This window comes from Desulfovibrio sp. TomC (assembly GCF_000801335.2).
Classification (GTDB): domain Bacteria; phylum Desulfobacterota; class Desulfovibrionia; order Desulfovibrionales; family Desulfovibrionaceae; genus Solidesulfovibrio.
This window is the reverse complement of the sequence record NZ_JSEH01000026.1, coordinates 37,983-63,976: the sequence shown is the minus strand read 5'-3', so window position 1 is coordinate 63,976 and position 25,994 is coordinate 37,983. Positions and strand designations below refer to the sequence as shown.

At 64.3% G+C, this 25,994-nt stretch carries 22 protein-coding genes and 1 pseudogene; 5 read left to right on the top strand and 18 right to left on the bottom strand.

Translation table 11 applies throughout. The features are described 5' to 3' along the window. Positions 1-163 (top strand): annotated as a pseudogene (locus NY78_RS25625) (IS110 family transposase); the annotation flags it as partial. Between the two features lie 424 nt (positions 164-587). Further along, complete coding sequence (locus tag NY78_RS18970; RefSeq protein ID WP_231584045.1) at positions 588-3,380, top strand: glycosyltransferase family 39 protein; 2,793 nt, start codon at positions 588-590, stop codon at positions 3,378-3,380. On the opposite strand, the gene NY78_RS22910 is transcribed toward NY78_RS18970, so the two are convergent. Next, on the bottom strand, positions 3,325-5,553 hold the full coding sequence (locus tag NY78_RS22910) for a glycosyltransferase (RefSeq protein WP_047960287.1): 2,229 nt from the start codon (positions 5,551-5,553) through the stop codon (positions 3,325-3,327). The two genes, NY78_RS18970 and NY78_RS22910, sit on opposite strands and share 56 nt — an antisense overlap. Positions 5,554-5,567: 14 nt before the next feature. Next, complete coding sequence (locus NY78_RS18955) at positions 5,568-7,040, bottom strand: B12-binding domain-containing radical SAM protein (protein ID WP_043639607.1); 1,473 nt, start codon at positions 7,038-7,040, stop codon at positions 5,568-5,570. A 189-nt stretch (positions 7,041-7,229) separates the two neighbouring features. Between NY78_RS18955 and NY78_RS18950 the strand changes: the two genes are divergently transcribed. Then, entirely contained in the window at positions 7,230-7,517 is a 288-nt protein-coding gene (locus NY78_RS18950) for a type II toxin-antitoxin system ParD family antitoxin (protein ID WP_043639604.1), read from the top strand. A gap of 84 nt (positions 7,518-7,601) precedes the next feature. Here NY78_RS18950 and NY78_RS18945 read toward each other — a convergent pair whose 3' ends face one another. From NY78_RS18945 to NY78_RS18920, 6 genes are all read right to left on the bottom strand, one after another. Beyond that, on the bottom strand, positions 7,602-8,462 hold the full coding sequence (locus NY78_RS18945; protein ID WP_043639602.1) for a glycosyltransferase family 2 protein: 861 nt from the start codon (positions 8,460-8,462) through the stop codon (positions 7,602-7,604). Between the two features lie 61 nt (positions 8,463-8,523). Further along, positions 8,524-9,447, bottom strand: a complete 924-nt coding sequence (locus tag NY78_RS18940) for a lysophospholipid acyltransferase family protein (RefSeq protein ID WP_043639599.1) — start codon at positions 9,445-9,447, stop codon at positions 8,524-8,526. Positions 9,448-9,449: 2 nt separating this feature from the next. Beyond that, on the bottom strand, positions 9,450-10,742 hold the full coding sequence (locus tag NY78_RS18935; RefSeq protein WP_043639595.1) for a B12-binding domain-containing radical SAM protein: 1,293 nt from the start codon (positions 10,740-10,742) through the stop codon (positions 9,450-9,452). Beyond that, positions 10,739-12,250 carry a B12-binding domain-containing radical SAM protein gene (locus NY78_RS18930; protein ID WP_043639591.1) on the bottom strand — a complete coding sequence of 504 codons (1,512 nt, stop codon included), beginning with the start codon at positions 12,248-12,250 and terminating at the stop codon, positions 10,739-10,741. Before NY78_RS18930 ends, NY78_RS18935 begins: the two co-directional genes overlap by 4 nt. Positions 12,251-12,273: 23 nt before the next feature. Next, positions 12,274-13,509, bottom strand: a complete 1,236-nt coding sequence (locus NY78_RS18925; protein ID WP_043639588.1) for a DUF362 domain-containing protein — start codon at positions 13,507-13,509, stop codon at positions 12,274-12,276. Then, positions 13,485-14,996, bottom strand: a complete 1,512-nt coding sequence (locus tag NY78_RS18920) for a class I adenylate-forming enzyme family protein (protein ID WP_043639586.1) — start codon at positions 14,994-14,996, stop codon at positions 13,485-13,487. Before NY78_RS18920 ends, NY78_RS18925 begins: the two co-directional genes overlap by 25 nt. Before the next feature lie 175 nt (positions 14,997-15,171). Here NY78_RS18920 and NY78_RS18915 point away from each other — a divergent pair, with 175 nt between their 5' ends. Further along, the gene (locus tag NY78_RS18915; RefSeq protein WP_043639583.1) at positions 15,172-15,534 is read left to right on the top strand and encodes a hypothetical protein; all 363 of its coding nucleotides are present in this window, start codon (positions 15,172-15,174) and stop codon (positions 15,532-15,534) included. Positions 15,535-15,728: 194 nt separating this feature from the next. Here NY78_RS18915 and NY78_RS18910 read toward each other — a convergent pair whose 3' ends face one another. Further along, on the bottom strand, positions 15,729-17,918 hold the full coding sequence (locus NY78_RS18910; protein WP_043639580.1) for a peptidase domain-containing ABC transporter: 2,190 nt from the start codon (positions 17,916-17,918) through the stop codon (positions 15,729-15,731). 156 nt (positions 17,919-18,074) lie between these two features. On the opposite strand from NY78_RS18910, the gene NY78_RS18905 reads away from it, so the two are divergent. Continuing rightward, the gene (locus tag NY78_RS18905; protein ID WP_043639577.1) at positions 18,075-18,353 is read left to right on the top strand and encodes a hypothetical protein; all 279 of its coding nucleotides are present in this window, start codon (positions 18,075-18,077) and stop codon (positions 18,351-18,353) included. A 561-nt stretch (positions 18,354-18,914) separates the two neighbouring features. Here the strand turns inward: NY78_RS18905 and NY78_RS25620 are convergent. The 9 genes from NY78_RS25620 to NY78_RS18880 all read right to left on the bottom strand — a co-directional run bounded on the left by NY78_RS25620 (position 18,915) and on the right by NY78_RS18880 (position 25,993). Beyond that, complete coding sequence (locus NY78_RS25620) at positions 18,915-19,154, bottom strand: hypothetical protein (RefSeq protein WP_231584044.1); 240 nt, start codon at positions 19,152-19,154, stop codon at positions 18,915-18,917. A gap of 24 nt (positions 19,155-19,178) precedes the next feature. After that, the gene (locus tag NY78_RS25615; RefSeq protein ID WP_231584043.1) at positions 19,179-19,340 is read right to left on the bottom strand and encodes an adenylyltransferase/cytidyltransferase family protein; all 162 of its coding nucleotides are present in this window, start codon (positions 19,338-19,340) and stop codon (positions 19,179-19,181) included. Positions 19,341-19,343: 3 nt separating this feature from the next. After that, positions 19,344-19,649, bottom strand: coding sequence for a PfkB family carbohydrate kinase (locus NY78_RS25805; protein ID WP_269430879.1), 306 nt, complete (start codon positions 19,647-19,649; stop codon positions 19,344-19,346). Beyond that, the gene (locus NY78_RS25800; protein WP_269430878.1) at positions 19,646-19,993 is read right to left on the bottom strand and encodes a PfkB family carbohydrate kinase; all 348 of its coding nucleotides are present in this window, start codon (positions 19,991-19,993) and stop codon (positions 19,646-19,648) included. Before NY78_RS25800 ends, NY78_RS25805 begins: the two co-directional genes overlap by 4 nt. Next, positions 19,894-20,316 carry a PfkB family carbohydrate kinase gene (locus NY78_RS25795; RefSeq protein ID WP_269430880.1) on the bottom strand — a complete coding sequence of 141 codons (423 nt, stop codon included), beginning with the start codon at positions 20,314-20,316 and terminating at the stop codon, positions 19,894-19,896. The genes NY78_RS25800 and NY78_RS25795 overlap by 100 nt, the downstream gene beginning before the upstream one ends. A gap of 120 nt (positions 20,317-20,436) precedes the next feature. Next, on the bottom strand, positions 20,437-21,423 hold the full coding sequence (gene rfaD, locus NY78_RS18895) for an ADP-glyceromanno-heptose 6-epimerase (RefSeq protein WP_043639574.1): 987 nt from the start codon (positions 21,421-21,423) through the stop codon (positions 20,437-20,439). Between the two features lie 528 nt (positions 21,424-21,951). Continuing rightward, positions 21,952-22,764 carry a phosphoadenosine phosphosulfate reductase family protein gene (locus tag NY78_RS18890; protein ID WP_043639572.1) on the bottom strand — a complete coding sequence of 271 codons (813 nt, stop codon included), beginning with the start codon at positions 22,762-22,764 and terminating at the stop codon, positions 21,952-21,954. Positions 22,765-22,850: 86 nt separating this feature from the next. Further along, complete coding sequence (locus NY78_RS18885; protein ID WP_043639568.1) at positions 22,851-23,825, bottom strand: lysophospholipid acyltransferase family protein; 975 nt, start codon at positions 23,823-23,825, stop codon at positions 22,851-22,853. A gap of 305 nt (positions 23,826-24,130) precedes the next feature. After that, positions 24,131-25,993, bottom strand: coding sequence for a HAMP domain-containing methyl-accepting chemotaxis protein (locus tag NY78_RS18880; RefSeq protein WP_043639565.1), 1,863 nt, complete (start codon positions 25,991-25,993; stop codon positions 24,131-24,133). Between the last annotated feature and the right edge of the window lies 1 nt (position 25,994).

The following is a 25,994-nucleotide window of genomic DNA, read 5'->3' as shown; positions in this document are numbered from 1 at the left end:
AATTTGTGACATCGCGTGGAAGGCACAACTTCGTTTGTGTGGGCGATATAGAAAACTGTTAGCCAAGGGCAAGGGCACGCAGTTAATTGTTACGACCATCGCCCGTGAGTTGTCTGGTTTCATTTGGGTGATTGGGCGTCAAGCTGAACAGGCAGCGGCTTAAGGTAAAATTCTAAAAAAATAAATAATATAGAGCCAACAAAGAAGGATATCCAGGTCCCAGGCAGGAGTGCGACCACGGGTAGGAGAAACCTCGGGTACGTTATGGGATAGGCTGCCAGCCAAACTCCCGGTCTTAGAGAGAGGCAGCTCCACTCCGCGACGAAAAAGGTCATGCGGTAACCAACCCGCGAATAGCAGCCTGATCAACCGTCGCTAAAGAGTCCCGCTCCTGCCAGGCGGCCTGGAAGAAACATGCACCAGAAAAAATACGTCGGAAAAGGAAGGAACTCATAAAATGAGAGGTTGACAGCTTTCAGTCATAACAGCGTACGATTTTTGCCAAATCGTGCCCTGCCCCCTAGTCGGCCAGACCGTGTGGCACGCATCGTTTGCACGCCTGTCGGTCGCGTGCTAACGCCTTGTCCGTGAAACGCATTTTATCCCATCCCTGGCCACTGGCGCTGTTTGTCCTGGCCCTGGCTCCGCGTCTGTATGCCCTGGGCGATCCGTCGATGTCGTTTTACGACGAGCTGACCACCCTTGCCCGCGCCCTGGAACCGTCCTTTGCCGGCGTCCTGGCCGGGGCGGCCCGGCAGTATCCGCCCTATATCGATTTCCAGCCGCCGCTGTATTATCTGATCATCCACGCCGTGATCGACCTCTTTGGCCACAGCGACTTTTATGCGCGTCTGCCGGCGGCCCTGGCCGGGGCGGCCTGTGCGCCGCTGCTTTATTTCCTCGGCAAGCGCCTGGGCGGCCGGGCTTGCGGCATCGTTGCCGGCGCGGCCGTGGCGGTCAATCTCTACCAGATCGACGTCAGCCAGCAGGTGCGCCTCTATGCTCTGTTCGGGGCGTTGACCCTTGGAGCCGTGCTGGCCCTGTGGCGGGCGCTTGACGGCGGCCATCGCCGGGACTGGGCCGTTTTCGCCCTGACCCTGACCGCCGCCTGCGCCACCTCCTACTTGTCGGCCGCGACCCTGGGGCTGGCCCTGGTCCTGACCGGGCTGGCCCTGGCCTTTCCGGGTGCGGCCGCGCCGCCGCGATCACGGACCCTGATCGGGCTGGCCGGGTCCCTGGGGCTGGTCCTGGCCGTCCTGGCTCCCTGGTGGCTGGCCACCAGCGGGATGCGCGCCTATCTGCTGGCCCCGAGCATGCAGGCCCGCCCCGCCCTGGGCGCGGCCCTGACCGGCACGTTTGCCGCTTTTTCCAGCCACTACGCCGCCTTTCTCGGCCGCCCGGAACTGCCCTGGCTCCTGGCCGGGCCGGCGGTCGTCGGGTTGGGTCTGGGCCTGCTCCTGCCTGGCCGGCGGCGGGGGGCGGTGGTTGTGGCCCTGCTTTTTGCGACCAGTTTCGCCCTGGTCTGGGGCCGGGCCGACAGCGCCCACCATTTCCAGGTGCGCTACGTGCTGCCGTGCCTGTTTGCCGCCCTGCTGGCCGTGGGCCTCGGGTTTTCCCGCCTGACCGAGCGCGTGGCGGCCCGCCGGGTTGTCCATGTCCTGTCCCTGCTTCTGGGGCTGGCCCTGGCCTGGCCGAGCCTCGGGGCGGCCCCGTTTTTTTACCGCCGCGACGACAGCCGCTTGAAAACCCTGGCCGCGACCTTACGTCAATACGCCGCGCCGGATGCGTCGCTGGCCCTGTGGCGCGAGGCCGATCCCTGGACACGGCCCTATTTCGAGACCTTTGTCCGCTGGTATCTGCCCCGGGCATTCCTGCCGGCCCAGCCGGGCGAGGACGAGGATGGCCGGGTGGCCCGGGAATGCCTGCTCCTGGTCCCGGCCTCGCCCGGCACGCCGCCACCGGCCGGAGCCGCGCCGGTTGCCGAGCTGGCCCGGGCCAACATCTGGCGGCTGCCCTTGGCCAATGCCACGCCCCTTGTGCCGTCAACCGGGACCTTTACGGCCAGCCTGACGCCCGAGGCCGCCTTTGCCGAACTGGCCGGCAGCCGCAACATCCGGGCCACGGGCACGTCCCTGGCCCTGGCCGACCGGGGGCGTTCCGGCGAGGCCAGCTACGTGTTCACGCCGCTGCCCGGCCAGCTCGTGGCCCTGGCCGGCCTGGACCTGGGCAGCGACGCGGCCGCCTACCCCGACGAGCCGCCCTCGGGCCGGGTCAGCGTCCTGGTCGGATCGGACCGGGATTCCCTGACCCCGTACCGGCCGGACCGGCCGTTGCCGCCGGCTGCGTCGCTGACCGTGCGCCTGCTGTTTGACCCCGGCTTTGACCGGGGACCGGTGGCCGTCACGCGCCTGGCCGTCACCCTGGCCGTGTCCGGCGATCCCGGGCCGGGCGACACCGCAGCCGGGGAGACGGCCAGGCGGCTGGCGATCAATACCACGGTGGCCCCTTGTCCGGCCGGCACGGTCTACCCTGGCCGCTACGTCCTTGATCCCTCGGGCCGGGCCTGCCCCTTTGCCGACCGGCTGGCCAACGGCGTCTCGCATATCCTGGGCAATCCCGGCCCTGATCCCCTGGAGCCGGACAGCCTGGAATTGGCCGGCAATCCCGGCGGCCTGTGGCTGACGCTGGGGCCGACCGCCGTAGCCCCCCAGGGGCCGGTCAAAAGCCGCCGGGCGGCCCGCCTGGCCGATCCGGCCCAGTGGGAACCGGTGCGGCTGCAGATTCCTCTGGCCGGGCCGGCGGTCATGGCCGCCAGCCTCACGCCTGGAGAGACGGGGACAGCCGCGCTTTTGCCATTATTCACCGACGCCGGATTTGTCCCGGACGCCTGGGCGGTCCAGACAACGGCGGTCAAGCTTCCCGGCCAGCCGGCAGCCTCGTGTCCCGACGCCAAACCCTGCGCCGTCGCCTACGAACTGACCACCGGCTACCCGGCGCGCCGGCTTGATCTGACCTGGTTTCCAAGGCTCTTTGGCGATGTGGCCGGAGAAAACGGCGCTGTGGCCGAGGTGGCGGTGGGCGACGGGCCGTTTCAGCCGGTCGACGCCTTTGCAAGCACCCGCTCGGGCCGCTGGGACGGGCTTGGGGTGACGCGCCGGGCGTCGTTTGATCTGGGCCGGGCCACCGGGACGATCCGGGTGCGCTTTCGACTGTCCGGGGACGGGGCGCAACTGTGGTCCTCGCCCGAAACGCCGCTTGCAGCGGTTCTATCCCTCGACACCCGCAGCCTTCCGGTCGTGAGCCTGCCACCGGGCGAGACGGCGCTTACGGCCGAGTGCCCGGGGCAGTGCGACGCAACGCTGGGCTTTGGCGTAGAGTGAGGCCGGCCGCAGCCCTGCGGTAGGCGGCAAGCGCCAGGGCCACCGCCCCGTCCCAGGTAAAACACGCTGCCCGGGCAAGTCCCCGGGCGCGCAGATTCGCCGCCAGCTCCGGGTCGGCGACAACCCGCATAAGCGCCTCAGCCAGCCCGGCCGTGTCGGTCGGAACGACAAAAAGGGCCGCGTCGCCGGCCACCTCGGGCACGGCCGGACTGGTGGTGGCCACCACCGGCGCGCCGCAGCCCATGGCCTCCAGGACCGGCAGTCCAAAACCCTCGCCAAAGCTCGGATAGGCAAAGACCGCCGCCCCGGAGTAAAGCGCCGGCAGCTCGGCCTGGGCCACGCCGCCGCAAAAAACGATGCCCTCCCCGCCGCCGCTCTCTCGGACCTGCCGGCCGAAATCGGCAAAAAGGCCGTCATCCGGGCCGGCCACGACCAACCAGGGAGCCGGCGCGCCCAGACGCTCCCGCACCAGCCGGTAGGCTGCGACCAAGCCAGGCAGGTTCTTGCGTGGTTCGATGCGCCCGAGCGACAGGATGTACGGCCCGTCCGGGATGCCCAGGCGACGGCGCATCTCGGCCAGGGCGGCGGGATCGGTCACTGGCGAAAATGCCGTATCCAGTCCGGAATGGACAAAGGCCACGCGGTCCGGGGCCACGCCATAGCAGCCCACGATCTCACTCCGGCAATAGTCCGAAACCGTCAGCACCATGGCTGCCCGCCGGGCGCTTCTCGGATAGAGCAGGCGCATCAGCCGGGAAAGCCCCTTGGGGAAAAACTGCGACATGGTCTCGAAGAGAATGTCGTGGAGCGTGATCACGCAGGGTACGGTTAGCGCAAGCGGCGCGATATACTGGCAGTGAAAAACGTCCACCTCGCGGCGAAGCCGCCAGGGGAACGGGAACACCAGCCGGGCAAAGCGGCCGGCCGGGATGTCGCGGATGGTCACGTTTGGGGCGCCCCCGGCCAGACGGCGGGCTTCGTCGCGGCCAGCCGGGGTGACGTAAAAGACGAAATCCAGGTCTGGCGCGGCCGCCGGCAACCGGGCGGCCAGGGCGGCAATATAGGTGCGCGACCCCTGCCGGATCCCCCCCACCGTATGCAAATCAATCCCTATTTTTTTGGGCGGTGCTGGTGAGAGTTGGGTCTTTTTCGATGCTGTGGGTGGGGGGACAGCTGCTTTTTCACTGGCAGGCCTTGTGACGGCCATGGCGGCCAGTCTGGCGGCTACAGCCCAGGCCAGCCCTCCGGCAAAGGCCAGGGAACGGGCCACGATGACGGCCGGGGCAACGACGGCCACCAGCCGGTCGCGCCGGGCGGCAAACCGGACAAAGGGCACGGCGCTCCCCAGGAGCGCGGCCAGGGCTAGGCCGGCCAGCCACCACCCGGCCCGGGACAACGGCCACAGGAGGAACCCCAGGGCCAAAAGGCCGGCCAGCACGGTCTGCACCCGGATGACAGGCGGAGTGTACCCGTCGCACACAAGCTTGCCCGGATGCTCCCGGCAGGCCCGAAACCGCCAACAGGCCCGCCGGGCCTTGATGCGCAGATAGCGGAAAAGCGTGGCCGGGTGGCGGTGATAGGCGAGGGCGTCCGGGGCAAAGACCAGCCTGTGCCCAGCGGCGGCCAGCCGGTAGGACAATTCGGTGTCCTCGTTGTCGGCCACGCAAAAGGACGTGTCAAAGCCGCTGGCCGCGTCGAAAACGGCCTTCCTATAGGCGGCGGCGTAGGTGGCGATAAGGTCGATGGTCGGGCGGCGGGCAACGAAGGCGTAGCGGTCCTCGAATTCGAGCTGGGCAAACCGGGCCACCAGCGCCTTTTGGCGAGTGCGGTAAGCTCCCTGGACGCCGGACACGGCCGGGTCGGCCAGGGGGGCGGTAAGCTTCGCCAAAAAATCCGGGGCCGGGGCGCAGTCGGCGTCGGTAAAGACCAGAATGTTGCCGTCCGCTGCCGCAGCTCCGGCGTTTCGGGCGGCAGCCGGCCCGGCATTTGGCTGGCGAATGACAGTTGCGCCCAGGCGCGCGGCCACGGCGGCGGTGTCGTCCCTGGAGCCGTCGTCCACCACGATGACGGCAAAGTTCTCCCGCCCGATGCTCTGGGCGGCCAGGGCCACCAGGGTGTCCGGCAGGGTGGCGGCGGCGTTATAGGCCGGGATGACGACGGTCAGGCCGGGCATGGTCTCCCCTCCTCTCACACCCGCGACCCCCGAACCAGATGCTTGAGAAAGACCCGGCCGGCCCGAACCGTGCGGGCCATTTCCCCGGGGCTCACAAGCGCCATGGCCGCCCGGCGGGCCAGGAATTTGGGGCGCAGGTAGAACCGACGCCGGGCCAGATCGCACAGACGCACGATCTCGGGCGGAAACAGGTGCTCGTTTCGCACCACGCAGCCGTGCAAGCCATCCGGAGTCAGCCAGTCGCGCCAGCGGCCGGCGGCAATGAAGCCGCGTTCCTTGTACTCGTCGTAGGCCTCGGTGCCGGGATAGACCATGACCGGATAGAACTGGGCCGTGTCGGGATTAAGGCTCAGGGCAAAGTCGATGGTGGCCAGGATGGACTCCCGGGTGTCGCCCGGGAAGCCGAAAATGAAGCAGCCGTGAACCTTGATGCCGGCCTTGGCGGCGTCGGCCCGAAAGCGGCGCATGCGCTCGGTGCCGATGCCCTTTTTCATGGACGAAAGCGCGGCCGGATCGGCCGACTCGAAGCCGGTGCAGACCTGCCGGCAGCCGGCCCGGCGCATGAGCGCCAGCAGGTCGGCATCGAGATCGGCCCGGGCATTGGCCGACCAGTCAAAGGACAGCCCCCGGCGGATGATGGCGGCGCAAAATTCCCGGCAGCGGGCCTTGTCGGCGGTCAACGTGTCGTCTTCAAAGAAAATGCTGCGCAGCCCCGGGAAATTGTCCAGGCACCAGGCCACTTCGTCAAGCACCTTGTTGATACTGCGGTAGCGCGCCGCCCGGCCGGTCAGGGTTTGCGGATGCAGACAGAAGGAACAGCGATAGGGGCAACCACGCGAGGTGGCCAGGGTCACCATGGGCGGCTTGGCATTGGGGTTGAAATAGTGGCGGATGTCGAGATGGCGGGCATAGACCGGGGCCACCGGCGGCAGGGCGTCGAGATCCTCGATATAGGGCCTATCCGGGTTGTGGACCACGGCCCCGCCCTCGCCCAGAAAGGACAGGCCGGCCACGGTGGCCAGCCGCTTGGCCGTGGCCGGGCCGGACCCGAGCAGCCGGGCCAGCTCCAGTACCGTGGCCTCGTATTCGCGCCGGGCCACAGCCAGGACCCCACCGGACTTGGCGGTCAGCACCTCGCCGGCCCGGGCCGTGGCATGGGGACCGACCAGGACGGTAAAAAGCCCGGGCAGGGCCTTGGTCAGGGCGGCGGCGGCGGCGATGTCGGCATCAATGCTTGGGGTCGAGGTATCGAGCACGGCCAGAAACGGTTTGCCGGCAACCGCCCGGGCCACCACGGCCGGCAGATCCAGGCCGGCGGCCGGAGCGTCGCAGAAATCCACGGCGTAGCCGTCGGCTTCGAGCACGGCCACGAGCTGGGCCAGAAACAGGGGGAAATAGAGCGTGCCGCTCTTGGTCACGGCCGGAGAACGCTGCGGCCGGGAGAATTTGGGCAGAAACGGCGGATTGAGAACCAGTATATCGGCCATGGCTATCCTTTTGGGCTTTTATTGGACAAAGAGGGAAGCATGCCTCCGGCGGCCGAAGGGCAGTGCCCTTTGGAAACCCACAATAAATTAAAGCAGGTCCGAGCCGCCCTGCCCTCTCCTGGCCTGTCCAGGATTGACAATCTTTGACAGGCCGCTATCCTCTGACCATACGGGACAGGAGGTGCGTCCATGAACGTCAATCTTACGCCGCAGCTGGAACAGCTGGTCAAGGGAAAAGTGGCGTCCGGTCTCTATAATTCGGCCAGCGAGGTGGTCCGGGAGGCGTTGCGGCTGTTGGAGCAGCAGGACCGTTTGCAGGCCGCCAAGCTTACGCGACTCCAAGAGGACATCCGCGAAGGGCTCGACAGCGGCGAACCGCTGGCCTGGGACCCCGAAGAGATCAAGCGGGAAGGCCGCGCCCGCCTGGATGCCGCACGCACAACAGACTGCTGTTCCGATCCACAACCGACCACTTAGCCAGCCAGCGCCAAGAACCCCTTGAACACTCCCCCCGGTGGGGTCCGGGGCAAAGCCCCGGCCGCCGGAGGCATCTTCCTCTTCTCATGCCTCTTTTGCCGCTCCCTTCACCTCTTCCAGCGCTGCCAGCCGGCGTTCGAGATCGGCCACGCGGCCTTCGATGCCGGCGGCGCGCACGACGGAGCGGGTGCGGCAGACCATGGATTCGGCCATGAGGTCGTCGAGGATGAGATTTTTCTCGAACCAGGCCCGCAGCAGCGTGCTTAAATAGCGCCGCCCCATCTCGGAGATGTGCAGGTTGGAGCTGCCCCAGGTGCGGCCCTGCCAGGAAATGGGCACTTCTGCGATGGCGTAGTTGCGAATGAGGGTATTAAGCGACAGTTCGATGGTGATATTGAAATGACAGGCCTTAAGCGGCCAGATGTCTCGAATGACGTAGGAGCGATAGGCCTTGAACGAGTTGGTCAGGTCATTGTAGCGCGTCCAGAACATGAGCTGCATGACCTTGTTGACGATGCGGTTGCAAAAGAGCTTGAAGCGCGGGTAATTGACGCACCGTGCGCCGCGAATGAAGCGCGAGCCGAAGACGCAGTCAAAGCCCTCTTCTATTTTGCGATAGTACTTGATGATGTCTTCCGGGTCGTCGGACAGATCGGCCATGCAGATGATGATGACCTCGCCTGTGGCCCGGTCCAGGCCCGAGCGCACGGCCCGGCCAAAGCCGCGCGGCGGTTCCCGGCGCACCACCACAATGCCGGGATCGGCCGCAGCCAATGTTTCCAGCACGGCCCCGGTGGCGTCGGCGCTGTTGTCGTCGACCAGCACCAGTTCGTAAGGGATCGACTCGCGCACCAGTACGGCGCGGATGCCTTCCACGGTGGAGGTGATGTTGCCTTCTTCATTATAGGCCGGAATGACAATAGAGAGCTTCATGGAATTTTTCATGGCGCGAGGCGTCCTTCCTTGAGGGGTGAGGGAGGGATTGTGGCCGAGGCAAGCCCGGGATTCAAGGAAAAAGATGTGCTTCCAGACCGTGCCACCAGCCTGGAGCGGCCTGGACCCGGGCGGTATAACGCTCCACCCAGGCGGCGGTCATGGCCAAAGCGGCTTCGTCTCGGCCGGCCCCCGGGGGCGGATCGATAGGTTCGCCGATGACAAGGCGATAGGGCGCACCGGTCCCGGCCTGGAGAAAAACCGGCATCAGGACTGCGCCGGCGGCCAGGGCCAGCCGGGCCGGCCCGAGCGGCACGGACAGCTGCCCGCCCGGAAAATCGAAAAAAGCGTGGCGGCCAAAGGGCGGCTGCCCCGGGCCGTCGTCGGCCGTGGTCATGACCACCCCGCCGCGGCGCAGATGGGCCAGGGCCAGTCGCGTGCCGGGACCGGGCGGCACGATGCGGGCCGGGATGCGCGCTTCGTAGCGCTGGCGCAGGCGGAAGGCGACATGCCTGCCGATAAACGACAGCCCGGCATTGGACAGGTTGCCGATCTGGACCAGGGGAAACCCGAGCGCCCCCAGGGCGGCCAGCGGCAACTGGGTCGGGCCGAAATGGCCGATGGGCAGGACCACGCCGCGCCCACCGGCCCGGGCCAGCTCCAGGCGGGTCAGGCCGTCGAATTCAATAAGTTGATCGCAATTGGCGGCAGTCAGCTGCGGCAGCTGAAAGAGGATGAGCTGGTTGACATAGTGGGTGGCAAACGCCTCCCGCACCGCTTTTTTTAGCGTTGCGGGTGGAAATTCGGCGTCGACAACCGCCGCCGCTGCCGCTGCGATGCGCCCGGCCCGGCCCCGGGCCAGCAGCCCGTGCAGCCGGCCCATGGCCCGGTACAGGGCCAGGGCGGCCCGGGGCGGCAGACGCTCGGCCGCCAGGCGCAGGGGATACCAGACCACCAGCCGCAGCAGATCGCGGGCCAGACTCTCGCGCACCCGCATGGCTATTTTCCGGCCGCCCGGAGCAGGATGTCAAAAAGTTTTTCGATATAGGCAGTCTTTTTCTGGGAATACAGCACCGGCGACAGCAGGTCGGTGTCCGGGGCGATCAGGCCTTCGGCCTCGGCCAGTTTGGCCAGGGCGGTGTGCGGCTCCACCCGGATGCTGTTGAGCTCAAAATGGGCTTTTTTCCCCATTTCGCGCCGGGCCTTGACGATAAAGCGGACCATGTCGACGGCGGCAGAAAGGGTCTGGCCGGGCGGGTTCTTGAAGAAATTGTAGCTCACCTCAAAGCAGCCCAGGTCGCGCACGAGGCGGTAGGCGGCCTTGATCTCGGCCACGCTCGAGGCCTTGCCGAGTTTTTTGAGCGCCGCATCGCCAAAGGCGTCCGGGGAAAAAATGACCGTGTCGCAACCGGCCCGGCGGGCCAGTTCCAGGAAATCGCGGTCAAGCCCGCGCTCGGCAAACCAGGCCGACCAGGGGAGCGTCGCCCCGGCTGCGATCATGGCGTCAAGGACTGCCCGGGCGTGGTCGACCGGGACGTTAAAAACCGAATCGAGGAAGGTAAACCGCCGTGCGCCGTGGACATCGCGCAGGGCGATGATTTCGGCCGCCACCTGCTTGGGGGCCTTATACCGGTAGCGCCGGCCGTTTAAAAACCCATACGGGCAGTAGACGCAGGACAAGGCGCAGCCGCGCTTGGTCTCGACCCCAACCCCCCAGGGCACGGCGGCATAGGGGGCCAGCGGCAGGAGGGAGAAGTCCGGGGAAGCGAGCATCAACAAATCTATTTTTGCCGATTCGCCGGTAAAAAAGGCGTCGCCCGCAGCGTCCCGGCAAAAAAGGGACGGCACCGAGGACGGGGCATTGCCGCGCGCCAGGGCGTCGGCCAGGGCGGCAAAGGCGGTTTCGCCTTCCAGGGCCACGCCGTAGTCGATGATCGGCCAGGAGGCCATGATGGCCTTGGCGAACATGGAAAAGCCGGCCCCGCCGACCACCAGCGCTCCGGTGGTTTCCCGGCGGACCACGGCCAGGGTGTCGCTGAAGGGCTTTAAGTACGAGACATTGACCCGGGTGTTGGTGGAGTCGATATTGCGCAGGGACACGCCCGTCATATCGGGGGAAAAATCGCGCAAAAATTCCGCCAGGGCGGCCATGGGGTCGCCGCCCGCCACATTGGGATCAAAGGCGGCCACGCTGTGGCCGGGCAGGCTGGCGGCCAGACTGGCCAGGCCGATGGGAAACACCGGCTCGCCCGCCTGCGGCCCAAGCCAGGACTGGACCAGGGCGATTTTCACGACCGCCCCGCCACGGCCCGCAGCAGCCGCTTGGCCGGTTCCATCAGCCAAAAAAGCACCCGCCACAGCGGATCAAAGGCCGGCCGCGCCAAGACCCCGCCCAGGCTGTCCGAGGCCAGCACGGCCAGCAGCCGCGACGGCATGCGCCCGCCCTTGGCCAGCAAAATCAACAGATTGACGTAATCCGGCCGGCGCATCGTATAGCTTTTGGTATACACCTGCCGCCGCTCGTCGGTTAAAAAGCCGTCGGCCGCAGCCATGGCGTGGAGCTTGGTGCCGGGATAGAGCACCAGGGAAAAGGGCTGGAGCCGGAAGGGCTTGGGGATGCGGGCAATGAAGCGCACCGATTCCAGCCGGTCGGCCGCAGTCTCGTAGGGCGTATCCAAAATGAAATCGTAACTGGGCGGAAACATGCGGTCTTTGGATTCATTGATGATCTTCATGGCCGCCAGCATGACGTCGTTGCCCATGGCCTTGCGGTTGAAAAGCTCTTGGATGCGGGCCGAACCGGTCTGCACGCCCATCTGGAGATAGAACAGGCCGGCGTCCAGAAGCGCGTCCATTTTTTCCCGGGTGATGGTGGCCGGCGACCCCAGGCAGCTAAACGGCAAACCGATGCGCGCCTTCCACTGCCGGCAAAATTCCTGAATGTCGGCCAGCGGCCGGGCGAAAAAGGCGTCGTCGGAAATCCAGACATAGCCAATGCCCGGGAGCACGCCCCTGGCCGCCTCGATCTCGGCCATGACATGGTCGACCCCGCGCCAGCGCAGATAGCCCTTGGCCCCGTACAGCGACTTGACGGCGTCGTTGACGCAGTAGGCGCAGCGGTGGGGGCAGCCCCGGCCGGTCATGGTCTGGTAGCCGATCTTGCCGAGCATCTGCGACACCGTGCCCCGGGCCAGGAAGGCCTCGGTCACGGCCGGGGTGAGCGGCACAACGCCGGCCTCGGGCCGGTTGGGGTCCCAGATGTGGTGGTCGTCGTGGGACCAGTCCGGGGCCGGCAGGGCGTCCAGATCCTGGGTCAGCGGCCGCACCGGATTGCGGGCAATGCTCCCATCCGGTCGGCGGGCCTGGATATTGGCGATGGCGGTCAGGTCGCCGCCATCGGCAATGGCCCGCGCCACGTCCAAAATGGCTTCCTCGCCGTCGCCAACGCAGACCAGATCGGCCGTTTCCAGGCACTCCTCGGGCCGGATGGTGGGATGGACCCCGCCCCACAGCACCGGGGCCGGGCAGGCGGCCTTGACGGCCCGGGTGATCTGCCCGGCGTTGTCAACATAATTGGTCATAAGCGACACGCCGACCAGATCGCAGTCGGCGCACAGCCGGACCATGTCGTCCATGACCCGGGACGGATAGCGCTCGGGCGCGTCGGTCAGGGCGTCGCCGAGGGGATCGGGCAGGAAAATCAGGCGCACGGCCACGCCATTGGCCTTGAGATAGGCCGCAATAGCCCGCACGCCGAAGGCGGTGATGTCGGGATAAGGGGAGATGAGGGCAACGAGCATGGTCTCTTGGGATTCCTTCCCGGTCACGGCTTGCAAGCCCGGGCTGTTTCAACCTTGTAGGCCTTGTAAAAGTCCAAAATATGCGGCGGACAGCCCGGAATATGCCGGGCGATGCGGCCGGGCTGGCGGGTATTGTAGATCAGCGGCGCGCTGCAGGCCCCAAAGCACCAGAGCTGCCCGCGGACATTGCGCAAATTGACCATCTCCGGCATGGGCACGCCGACATAGAGCGTGGACTCCTCGCGTCCGGCAAAGCCGTCCTCGCTGCCAAGCTTGTCCAGGGCATGGCGCAGCGCCGACAAACAGCCCTGGCAGGCCCCGCCCTCGATCACCCGCACGGCCGGATACGCCCCCATGGAGCTTAAGACCGGCCGGGCAAACCGGCGGCGCAGACGGTCCGGGTCCTCGCCAACCACGTCAATGGCGGCCAGATCGGTTTCGCCAAGGCCCTCCTGCCGGGCCAGACGCAGCATGGCCACTTCATCGGCGGCGATGCCCATGAGATCGGCGCACACGGCGTCCACGGCGCAGACATCGACGCCGGCGGCAATGACGTTCATGTCCGGCACGCTCGACCCGGACAGCGGGGCCTGCCCCTGCACCGCCCACAAGGCGTCCACCACGGTCAGATCGGGCTTTATCACTCGCAAAATATCGATGATTTTGACGTTGATGTCGTTTCGATGCCATGGCATCCGGTTATCGTCCAGAATAAGGCCGTACTGGTTCTTGATGCCCAGAGTGACCAACGTATGCACATGGGTCTTCATCTTGGGGATATTGATGTAGACGTCAGCCTCAAGGAGCACGCGCGGCAGGGGCACCGGGTCAAAAAGCAGGGCCGTTGGATTGGGCACGGCCACCGGGTCGGCGGCGTCAAAGTGGACCAGCTCGGCCCCGTGTTCGGCCAGCCGCCGGGTAAAGTCCGTCATGCCGGCCATGGCCGCAAAAAGCGACAGGCCGTAGCCCGGATTGTCGCCCACCCGGACCACGCGCGCCCCGGCTGCCCGCACCAGATCAATGGCGGCCAGGATGACCCGCTCGTCCGTGACCACCGAGCGCGGGCTGTTGGGATTGGGGCGCACCAGATTGGGCTTTAGAAGCACGGACTTGCCGCCAACGAGGGCCGGCAGGTCGCAACCGGCCGCAGCAATGGCCCGGGCGACGAGAGCGGTCACGGCGGCCAGACCGGCGGCGGTAAAGGCGTCCGGGGCCTCGCCCACGATCCCGTGGGCTAATCCGACACGAGGGCGCGCCATGCGATTTTTCCTCCAGGGGTTCGGGGCAGGGCGTCACGGATTTCGATGACGCGGGGCATTTTCAGGCGGTGCAGGCGTTGGGAGAGAAACCGGCGCAGCTGGCCAGCCGTCAGCGTGGCCCCGTCCCGTGGCGCAACCACGGCCTTGGCCGCTTCGCCGCGCAGGTCGTCGGCCACCGGAATGACCACGGCCTCGGCCACATCCGGGTGCTGGCGCAAGGCTTCCTCAATCTCGACCGGAAACACCTTCATGCCGCCGACTTTGAGCAGCATGGATTGCCGGCCGGCAAAGAAATAGCGCCCGGAGCCGTCGAAAAAGACCTCGTCGCCGGTGCGAAACCGGCCGCCGAAAAGGCGAAATTCCGGTTGCCCCGTCTCGCCGAAATAGCCCGGACACACGCCCGGCCCCGAAACGACCAGTTCGCCGGGTTCGCCCGGGGCGCAGGGTTCGCCGCTCTCGCGCACCACCCGGACGTCGTAGCCGGCCACCGGCCGCCCCAGGCAGCACGGCGCATAGGCCTCGCCCGGCCGGTTGGCCAGGGCCACGCCGGTGGTCTCGGTGCTGCCCCAGACCGGCAAAATATCCAGGCCAAAACGCCGGCGCAGCCCGGCGGCCAGGGCCGAGGGCACGTGCATGCCGCCGGACTCGGCGATGCGCACGCTCCCCAGCGGACTTCCCGGCCCGGCCGGCTGGCGCAAAAGCGTCTCGTAGATGGCGGCCACGGCCATCAGCGCCGTCACCTGATGGCGGCTGCAGGCCTCGGCCACGGCCCGGGCCGAGACGCGGTCGCAAAGGACCATGGCGCCGCCCAGAAGCAGCGGGCGCAGGAGCGTCTCGTGGGGATGGACGAAAACCGGCATCATGCACAGGTGTACGTCGTCCGGGGTGAGGCCGAAGGCCTCGTTGGCCGCGGTGGTGTTGGCGATCAGGTTTGTAAGCGTCGTCACCGCGCCCTTGGGCGCGCCGGTCGTGCCGGAGGTGAAATTCAGATAGACCGGATCATCCGGGCCGACCTCGGGCAGCGTGGCCGGCAGGGGACCGGCGGCCAGTTCGGCCAGGCTCGGCAGGCCGGGCGGGGCCGGGCCGTCGCAGACCACCAGGGCAAAGGGCGGCCCGGCCGGATAGAGGGCGGCTAGGACCGGCAGGAATTCGGCGGCCACGACCATGACGGCCGGGGTCAGCCGGGCCAAAATGTCCCGGGTCACGGCCGACGGCTGGTTGGGATCGACCGGGAAAAACACGCCCCCGGCGCAGGCTGCCGCCAGAAAGGCCGTCACCGCCGCCGGGGTCTTGCGGGCAAACACAGCCAGCCGCTCCCCGGGGGAGAGGCCCAGTTCGCCCAGGCCGCCGGCCGCGCGCAAGGACGCTTCGGCCAAGGCCTCGTGGGTCACGGTCGCCTCGCCAGCCGCCACCGCCGCCCGGCCGCCGCGCTGCCCGGCATTGCGCCGCAGCAGACCGGCCAGGGTCACACACGCATCAGCAACCATCAGACCTCCGATCCAGTATGGGCCGACATACTGCGTCTGCGTGGATTTTGGCAAGGCATTCTGGTCACTTCATGATGATTGCCGACCGGGGAATTCCAGTATAAAGGCAAGTCGTCCGGGCCATGCGCGCCGGCCCGGATGGTGTACCCTCTAGATTTGGCTGCGCGGAGACGGCATGACATACTTCTATCGCATCCCCCTGCCCCTGGCTCCCCTGGTCTGGCTGCTGGTCGTGGCCCTGTTGGTGGTCGCCACCGGCAGCAACTCTGCCGCAGCTGCCGGGGAAGACGATATCAAACCGCTGAAATCCGGCGTATCCATCAGCGGCGTGATTGAAGACGACTATAGCGACGGTCTGCTTTTGACCACGGACCAGGGCGTTAGCTATATGGTGCTCACCCCGGAAGAGGTGACGCTGGAGCAGGAAGAAGCCTTCCACAAAAAATTCAAGGGCCAGACCGTCACCCTGACCGGCAATGTCTTTCGTGATGAAGACGGATCGCTCAGTCTTTTTGTCATGAAACTGCCGATGCAGTGACGAGTCCCTTTTCCCCACCCGGCTGACCCCACTTGGAGGAATACCGGACGCGCAAAGACCAAATCCTTGTGACCGACCGTGCACCTGGGCCCACATTGTCTTGGGTTTCTGCGTCTATCTGCAACTGCAGACCTCTGCCCGTCTCATTCGTTCCGAACCTGCAAGTGCAATTGAAAGGAAGACCGGATCGACGTCTAACCCGGCTGATTCAGCCCCTGGGCCTGCAATGCGCCGAGAATATGACGGTTCTGCTTGTACCACAGGTCAGCATATAGCGGACAGGTGCGCAACAGCTCCTCATGCGGAGCGTTACCAATCAGCTGCCCCTTTTCCAGGACGATAATGGAATGGCACATGGTCAACATGGACAGACGGTGGCTGACAATGAGCATGGTCCGATTATTGGCAATAGCCGTCAGGTTAGCTTGAATAATGGCTTCGGACTCGGCGTCAAGGGCGCTCGTGGCCTCGTCGAGGATGAGGATGGAGGGCTGGGTTAAAAGAGCCCGAGCAATGGAAACTCGCTGGCGTTGGCCGCCGGAGAGGTTGGAACCACCCTCGTACAGTGGCGTGTCATAGCCATTGGTCAGGGTCTGAATGAATTCATCAGCCCCGGCCATGCGGGCAGCGAACACAATTTCCTCAAAGGTGGCTGAGGGCTTGGTGACCGCTATGTTTTCCCGGACGGTACCCTCAAACAGGAAGCTCTCCTGGAGCACGACGCCAATTGAACGACGCATATGTGCTAGATCGTAATCACGCATATCCACCCCGTCAAGGGTGATGCGCCCCTCCTGGAGCGGATAAAGCCCCTGGATAAGGCGGGTCAGGGTGGATTTACCCGAGCCGGAACGGCCCACTATTCCGATGACCGAGCCGGCCGGGAAGTGCAGCGTGATGTCGGACAAAGCCGGTGGAGCACCTTGCTTATAGCGGAAGGTCACCCGCTCGATGCCGATAGAACCGGCAATGGGCGAGGTCAGGCCCCGGGTGTTGAGCGGCTGTTCCGTGGGACGATTGAGAACGAGCCCGAGCAGACCCACAGAGACGGCCACTTCCTGATATTCGTGCAGCAGCGAGACGATTGTGCACATCGGTCCGGTAATGAGGCCGCTTATCATCAAAAATGCAATGAGCCCGCCCACCGTAATTTCCTGGTCAATGACGAGTATCGAACCATACCAAATGATGCCGAGGCGCAGCAAAGCTTGGAGAAGCTCGCTGACCCCCTGGACAGTCAACGACAGTTTCTTGATGGTAAAGTGACGAGAGATGGTCCTGGCGGCGTCTAACTCGATGCGGTGAAAACGGTGAGGTTCAAGAGCTAAAGACTTAATGGTGTTCATACCGCGCAGTGTTTCAACCATGTACTGATTCTTGAGGGATTCAGCGTGTTGGAGTTGGTGCATCTGATAGCGAAACGTCTTCATAGTCATGGCCATAACGATAGTAAGGATAGTTGTCATGCCTAGCACAAGAAAAGTCAATTTCCAGGAGTAAAAGAAAAGAATTGGCACCACGACAATGATCATACTGAGATCGAACAGCGTCGTTAAAAGCGAGCCGGTCATGAACTCCCGGATACGCTCCTTCTGAAACATGTAGCGGGTGATGAGTCCGATAGGTGTGTAGTCGAAGAAGTCGATGGGCAACCGTAGAATATGGCTGAAAATGGTCTTGTCCAGGCGCAGGTCAATCTTGCTAGTGGCAAATAAAATGATGAATGCCTTGAGAAACTGTAAAATACGGTCTACCACCATCACAGCCGCCATGGCAATGGACAGCACGAGCAAGGTGGACATGGCCCGATGGGCTACAGCTTTGTCAAAGGCAAGCTGAACATACACGGGAAAGGCCATGGCCAGAAGGTTGACGGCAAATGTGGCCAGACCAACGTCCCGAAACAGGCTCTTGTGCCGCGCCATTTCCGGAATGAACCAGTCTAGGCCGAACGGTTTATGAGTGTCCTTGACGCTGTAAATCTTTTTAATAAGGATAACTTCGCCAGCCCAGAGCTCCTCAAAGACCTCACGTTTGAAAAACTGGAATTCCAGCGACCCCAGGCTCGGATCCACGACGACCAGATCGCCATCGGCATGTTCACCGCGTACGCCCGAGACAATGACGTATTTGCCCGACCGCAATCGGACGATGAGCGGAAAAACATTGCCCATGAAAAAGAGCTTCTTCCAACCAAGGTTCGTCTGCTTGACTTTGAAGCCGACGTCCTTGGCCATGCGCAGCAACTGTACCGGCGCAAGATCTTCAGAGTGAATGCCATACTTGTGGGCCAGAGAATCGGCCGTCAGATCAATGGCATGGTGCCGGGCCACCAGCAGAAAACACACCAATCCGGAATTACGGGTGAGCATTTCCATGGTCATAGGTCAAAACTCCGTGGCGACCCGGTCGACGGCAGGATGAGCCGCCGGCTGGGCCGCCGGTCACCCGGGGGGCGCTTGCAAAATTACGATGCAGCCCCTAGGGTTGCATCAACAAAATGGGCGGCGACATGGCCGCCCTCCCCCGGAGAGACTGCCATGATCGATGGAAAAATACCGGAACGACTGGATCTCCAATTCAAGAACCCATCCGAATCCCAGCCCGAACAGGCAGCGGCATCCACGCCGACCGAATCCCACCATCCGCAAGCCGGACCGTCGAGTCTCTACGGACGGGTGGGCAACAATATAACCTTCCATACCCAGGGAGCCTATAAAGAGGGCTTTTTCTCCCTCCTGTGGCACTGGGCTTGGAAAGATCTCGGCGGTGCGTTTGTCGGGATACTCCGGGTCTTTTTGCCGACCCAGCGCAAATAGCCGCAACGGCAGGCAAGTCCCTTCAGATGCGCCCAGTTTTTTAGCACCCATCCAGTGCCGGCGCAAGCGCGGGCAGGCTGGCCCGCTAGGGGTCACGTCACCGAACGGAAATTTATGCACGCGAAGGGTGGGCGGAGGCAGGATACAGCGTTACAGCGTCTGCGCGGACACTCCGCTGTTCTTGGCCACATCATGAGGTGACATACCGTTTGAGGCGAGTCAGAAAGCGGAAGAAGTCGCAACCATGATTTCCCCACTATTGTTGGTGCCTTGCCAAGATTCGAGCGACAGTGGACGGATGTACGCGAAACAACCTGGCGGCGTCAGCTCCCGTCTTCTGGCCTGACGTCACCATTGCGACGATTTCCTCTTGCTGCTGCACAGTCTTCAGTGTGGCAGGGTCGCCAGGAAGGGAAGTGAGGACCACAGCCCGGACAATATGTCCAGTATTATCCAATATTATCAAAGTAATACTGGTCAAAAGATCGTCGAATACTCTAGGCGGAAATGCCCTTTTACAGCGAGAGGGCTCCGCGTTCGTTCACCAAGCGGGAGAGTACATCAATGTAGGGTGTTCGTTTTCAAAATACGATGAATAATATCCGTGGTGCTGCAATCCGGCTCCAGGTCGATCAGCACAACGCGTCCGCCATAGGCCTGCACGATATAAGCCCCAACCACCTCATCCAAGGCGTAGTCGGTGCCCTTGAGCAGCACGTCCGGCCTGATGGCACGAATAAGATCGAGTGGCGTGTCTTCGTCGAAGAGAACCACGGCGTCCACAGCCATCAGCGAAGCCAACAGCCGGGACCGGGCCTCCTCATTTTACACGGGTCGCAACGGTCCCTTGAGCCTGCGGATGGAGGCGTCGGAGTTAAGCCCCACAGTCAGCCGGTCACACTCGCACCGGGCCTTGGCCAGCATGGTGGTATGCCCCTGGTGGAGCAGATCGAAACAGCCGTTGGTGGAACCGATGGAGAGCCCCATGCTTCACCACAACCGCACGCATTCTACGATCCGCTCCAGGGACAGGGCCTGGGGACCTGACTCGGTCACAAGAGACTGCACCACGCTCTGGCGTAATTCGTCAGGATGCACCACAGCTGTCCCCACCTTGCGGACGACGATGCCGGCACCCAAGTTGGCCACACACGCGCAGGCCAGCAACGAAGCGTCGATGGACAGTCCGGTGGAGAGGATGGCGGCAACCGTGTCACCGGCTCCAGACACGTCGAAGACTTCCTGCCCGGTGGCACGGATATGGTAGTCGTCGCCTCCTGCGGCGTAAATGCTCATGCCTTCTTCACTGCGGGTGACCAACACTGCGTCTGCATGCAGGTGGTCAGAATTATTCTGGCTGCGGCTTTGTAGGAAGACTCGTCAACGAGTTCCACCCCGGCAGCGGCAGCCAATTCAGACCGGTTAGGCGTGATGACCGGGGCCCCGCGGTACCGGCTGTAGTCCGTGCCTTTGGGATCGACCACCACCCGGACCTGATGCGCGGCGGCGATGTCCATTAGTGAACGCAGCACTTCGGGTGTCAGGACACCCTTCCCATACTCAGACACCACGACCACTGACACCTGGGGGATCGTCTCCCGCAGGTGATCCAGGAGCGCCTGGCTGCTCGCCAGGGACACCGGAGCCAGGGTCTCCCGTCGGTACGCAGCAGATGCGTCGGGCCGGCCACAAAGCGGGTCTTGACTGAGGTCATGCGGTTGGGTTCCATGGTCAGATGGCTTTGGACATTGGCATAGCTGTCAAGGAGGTCCCTGACAGTCTTACCGGCCAAGTCGTCACCCACCACACCGTCAAAGACAACTGTCGCGCCGAGGGTAGCGAGATTTCGCACCACATTGCCAGCCCCCCCGAGCATGGAGATTTCATCAGCAATGGACAGAATGTGAATGGGGGCCTCTGGAGAAATCCGCACCACTTTGCCCCGCACAAACTGGTCCAGCATAATGTCGCCGACGACAAGGACACGCGCTTGGCAGAGGCGTTCACACAAGCCGAGCAGATTCGAGGATTCGTTGGTTGACAGCATGGCATGTTTCCAGTCAGCTAGAATTGAGCGCGGATTTTACCGGTATGGGCATTCCTGCAAGAGATGATTTTGTACGTAGTGCGCCACGGCATCTTGGAGGGGGGTGAAGGGGCGCTGGTAGCCGGCCCCGCGCAGGCCAGTAAGGTCAGCCTGGGTAAAATACTGGTATTTGTCACGGATTTCCAGAGGCATATCCACGTACTCAATAGCCGGGTTGCGCCCGGCGGCCGCAAATCCAGCCCCGATAAAGTCCTTAAACGATCTCGCCGTCCCTGTGCCGACATTGAAAAGACCGCTGACTGCTGGATGTTCAAGCAACCACAGCATGACCTGCTCCACGTCGCGTATGTACACAAAATCCCGTCGTTGCCCACCGTCCTCAACTTCCGGGATATGCGAACGGAAAAGCCTGACAGCCTTTCCCTGGGCAATATCCGGCCATACCTTGGTGAGCACACTCTGCATGGAGCCTTTGTGGAGTTCGTTTGGCCCGAACACGTTGAAGAACTTGAGCCCCACACACTGGGGCGGCAGCATTCCTCCGGTCTCCCGCCGGCGACAAACGATGCCGTCAAAGGCGTGTTTGCTGAAGCCGTAGAGGTTTAGCGGCGTCAGTCGGGCCAGAGCTTGTGATGTAAATTCGTCGTTAAAGCCTTGCCTGCCGTTACCGTACGTGGCGGCTGACGAGGCATAGATAAACGGAACGCCTGCCACGGCGCACCAGTCAAGCAGGGCCAGGGAGCACTTGAGGTTTTCCCGCAACACGGCATCACCATCAACGACGGTGGTGGAAGAGATGGCTCCCATGTGGAAAACAGCGCGCAACCGGCCGTGTCTGCCGGCCAACCACTGCGGCAGGTCTTCCGGAAAAACAAAGTCGTCAAACTGGCGTTTCCGGACGTTGAGCCATTTCCCCCCGCTGCGCAATCGATCACAGAAAACAAGATTATTCATACCCTGCTCGTTAAGCGCAGCGGCAAAGTTGGATCCAATAAAGCCAGCGGCTCCTGTGATTAGTATCATCCAAGATCCTCCAAAGCAGCGTCAAGTCGGAGACGGCTCAATCGAATTTGGACGCCCACTGCCGGTCTAATTGCATTGCCCTGTAGCGCACATGTGTTGGCAAATGATCATTAAGCAGTCTTTAGACAATTTACACTGGACAGTTCAGTCCTCCGGGGAGAACCATAATCGGTCAGCTACCCACGGGAAACCCGGAAGGACCGAATTGTTTTTCACCCCCACCGATTTCAACGCTGCATCCTTCTGCCCACCTGGATGTCTGCCTCGCGCACAATGCCGACCCGCTGCTCTTGCGTAAAGCGCCCCTTGCGCATGACGCCTTCGCTTGCGTCAGGAACCGCCTGCTCAAGTTTCAGCTGTTCCGCAAAACCCGGACAGGTCATCGGGAGCAATGCGAAAACATGCGCACTGCCCGAACCCTGTGCGGCATGTCCCGGCGGGAACGGGCGCTGCGCAGCGTGGTGTCCGGACCAACCCTGGCCGCCCCTGCCCGCTGACGCCGATTCGTTCGACGTCAGCCGCCCCCAACTACATATAGCCCAGCGCCCGCAGCTGTTCCATGGCGTCTTCCTTGTCCTGGTCGCGCCCGGCCCGCTCGCCGCTGCGATCGGTCAGATCCTGTTCCCAGGCAGGGAGATCGCTTTGGCGCACCGTGCCGGACAGCGTCCCCAGGCTGCGGTAGCCCTGGTGGTACAGCTCGCAAAAGGGCAGGCCCTGGCCCCGGGTGATGGCCCAGACGTCGGCTTCGCGCATGTGCAGGATGGGGTGGACGCGCAGATGGGCCGGCTCCTCGCGCGGGCTCTCGTAAAGTTCCTCGGCCCGGGCCGGGTGCTCGTCCCAGCGGATGGCCGTGGCCAGGGCGGCCACGGCGTGCTCCCGCAAAAAGGCGTTCATGGGCGCGACTTTCATGAGCTGGTTGCCAAGCGGCGACTCGGGATCAAAGGGAAAGCCCGGGCCGGTGAACCCGGTGCGCGCCGCCTCGGCCCGGGTGGCCTCGGACAGGCCCGTCAGGTCGATGTAGTCGCCAATCTGCGGCTTCCGGTCTAAAATTTCGTGGTTGGCGGCCACGTGCAGGTCAAGCCCCCACTCGGCCACCAGCCGTTTTTGAAAGGTCAGGATCTCCGGGAACGGGTCGCCCTCGTCGATGGTCAAGACGCGCGGCATGGCCCGCCCGGTCTCGCGGCACAGTTCCCGGGTCAGCCACAGGACCAGGGTGCTGTCCTTGGCCCCGGTCCAGGCGATCCAGAAGACGTCGCCAAAGCGGTCCATGGCCCCGGCGACAATGCGCTTGGACAGGGCGATCTTTTCAGGCACGGGCAAGGCAAGAATGGAAGCGTCCATAACGGTCTCCTGGCCGCACAGGGCCGGGTTGAAGGCAAAGAAAATACGGTCGGGCCAACGGTTGGGCCGGGCGAAATCCTATCAGATTACGCGCCCGCATCTACAAAAAAGGCATCGTGGCCGCAGGCCGCCATGTGCAGGCGAAAGGCCAGGAAGTAGAGGTAACGGCTGGGGTGGGCGATAATCGCCGCCGACAGGCGCGCGGCCACGGCTGCGGTATTGGCGGTTGCCGCCTGCTCAGGCGCAAGCCCCCCCTCCCCGGCAACGGCCAGCGGCAGGGCCGGCTCGATGCGAAGAGTCAGCCGACCGTTTGGCGCGCGCTCCATGAAACACGGCACAACGGCGCAGCCGGTCTTGCCGGCCAGAAGCATCGGCCCCAGGGGAAACGACGCCGTGCGCCCCAGAAACGGCACAACCGCCTGCTTCTCGCCGCCCCCGCCGTCAACGGCCACGCCCAGCACATGGCCGCCGCGCAAACAGGTAAAGGCGGCCTTGAGGCTGCCGAACACGTCGATATGGCTGACCGGCAAGGTCTGCTCATGAGCCCAGCGCAACTCCCGGGTGCGGCGCACGGCGGCGCTTCGGGCCTCGGGCAGCTTTTCGTTTAAGACCGTGGCCGGGGCCGAGAGCTGGCACATGCGGTAGCCGGCGTGGCCGATGGCCGCCATGATCATCTGGTTGGCCCCGTAATGGCCAAAGGCCAGCATGACGCCGCGCCCGCCGGCCAGAGCAGCGTCGAGATGCTCCCGGCCCTCGATGCCGACCAGGGCGGCGGTTCGGGCCGGGGTCAGCGTCGGAAAGAGCAGCACTTCCAGATCGGTCTGGCAAAATTCCACCAGGGCCGCCCTGGCCAGCGACAGGCGCACGGCCGGATCGTCGGGCACGCCCGGCACAAAACGCGCCGCCTCGGCCATGCCGGCCAGCCGGGCATTGGGCACGCGGCCCATAAGCCGGCCAAGCAGCCGGGCCAGGGCGCGGGCCGTCTGGGGCGGCAACGCCTGAACGAGGCGCTTAAACGGGTGCCAGTACACCCAGACCAGGGCGTCGCGTAGCGTTTGCATCACCACTCCAAAGAGGTTGAGGAGAGAAGAAAAAGAGTGCCTCCGGCGGCCAAAGGGACTGAGTCCCTTTGGAATCCCCTCCTGGAGGATTTTGATTCGACTGTGGACCTTGCCGAGCCGGTGGGCGGCCGTTGCGCACGGAAAAAGATAGGGGGCCGTTGGCGCTTGACCGGGAAGTCGGGGATGGAAAGATTTGCGCTGGTCATCGCACGCACCGGGTAGCACGGAGACGGCAGGCCGGCAAATGGCGACGGGCCACCCGGACACGTGGTCCGGGCGGCCCGTGGAAACGCCGGCGGCGTCAATCAGGTCAGGGCGCGCGGCTTGCGGCCCCCGGCCGACAAGGGTTTGGCGGCTGTCCGGGAGACGGTCCGGGCTGGTGCTTTGCCGGCCAGCGACCGGGCGGCCGGGCGGCCGCCGCCCTCGGCCTGCATCTCGGCAATGAGCTGGGACAGCTCACGGGCCTGCTCCACCAGCTCCTCGACGGCCCGGCCGGCCTGATCCATGGCTTCGGCCGACTCCAGGGAAATACGGTTGATGTCTTCCACGCTGCGGTTGATTTCCTCGCTGGTGGCCGACTGCTGTTCGGAAGCCGTGGCAATGGAGCGCACCTGATCGGCCGACGCATCCACCAACTGAACAATCTCGCCCAGGGTGCCGCCGGCGTTGGCGGCCAGTCCGCTGGCTTCCTCGACAGCGGCCACGGTCTGGGCCACATTGTCGATATTTTTGCGCGTCCCGGACTGGATGTCGCCGATGGCCGCGCCCACTTCCTTGGTGGCGGTCATGGTCTTTTCGGCCAGTTTGCGCACTTCGTCGGCCACCACGGCAAAGCCGCGTCCGGCCTCGCCGGCCCGGGCCGCCTCAATGGCGGCATTTAAGGCCAGCAGATTGGTCTGGTCGGCAATGTCGGAAATGACGCCAAGCACCTGCCCGATGCTCTCGGCCTGTTTGCCAAGCGTTTCCATATCCAGACGCGACTGGTGGGCGTTGTCCCGGACCCGGACCAGAAATTCAGCCACCCGACCGACAGCTTTCTCCCCTTCCTCGGCCTTGGCCCGGGCCGCAGCCGAGGTATCGGCGGCCTGCCCGGCATTGCGGGCCACCTCAAGCACGGTGACGTTCATCTCTTCCATGGCCGTAGCCGTCTCGCCCACCCGGTCGGCCTGGGCCTGAGCCCCGTTTCGGGCCTGCCCGATCTGGCCGGACAGGGCATCGGACGCGCTCCCCACCACGCCGGCCACGCCTTCCAGGCGGCCGGCCGCCTGCAACATGCCCTCGGCCTTGGCCCGGCCGGCGGCTTCGGCAGCTTCCTCGGCCCGGGCCGTGGCTTCGCGGGCCGCCTCGGTCTGGCGCTCAGCTTCGCTCGTTTTCTGGTCGGCTTCGGCGATCTTTGCCTTGAGGTTGGCGATCATGGCCACAAAAACGCCGTACACCCCGCCCTGGCCGACAACCGGAGCGAGCTTCACATCGAGATTGCCGGCGGCCACTGCCCCGGCCACTTCGCCCAGATAGCCCGGGTCCTGCCCCAGCTGGCCCAGCACGTTTTTAACCAGCCACACGGCCAGGCCAAGGCCCAGCAGCAACCCGACGACCAGACAGCCCCAAACCATGGCGCGACCGGTGTTGTAGGCCGTCAGCGCCGCCGCCGCCGAGGCCTCGCCGCCCTTGTCGTTGACGTCAATGATGATGTCGAGGCTCTCCTGGCACTCCTGCAACAGCGCGGCCCCCTCGCTACTGCACAGCTTGATCGCAGCCTCGCCGTCGCCCTGGCGTACGAACTCCAAAATCCTGTCGTTCATGGCCAGATATTTCTTCCAGGCGGCCTCAAACTTGGGGAAATTCTCAAACTCCTCTTTCTCGGTCATCAGCGGCTTGTAGGCCGCAATGATTTTGTCAATAATGCTGCGTGATTCGACCATTTCTTTGACGTAATCGCGGGTCTGCGGCTTGTTGTAGGCCAGCAGGTAGGCCAGCTCCAGCCGACGGAACTTGGCAATCTGATTGCCAAGCTTTCCCACCACTTTGATTGTCGGCAGCCAGTTGCTGGCCAGATCATGGGTATCTTTATTGATTTCCCCCATGCCGACGATGGCAAAAAAGCCGACGCCACACAGCAAGACCAACAAAACGGCAAACGAGCCGGCGAGCTTGGCAGATAATTTCATA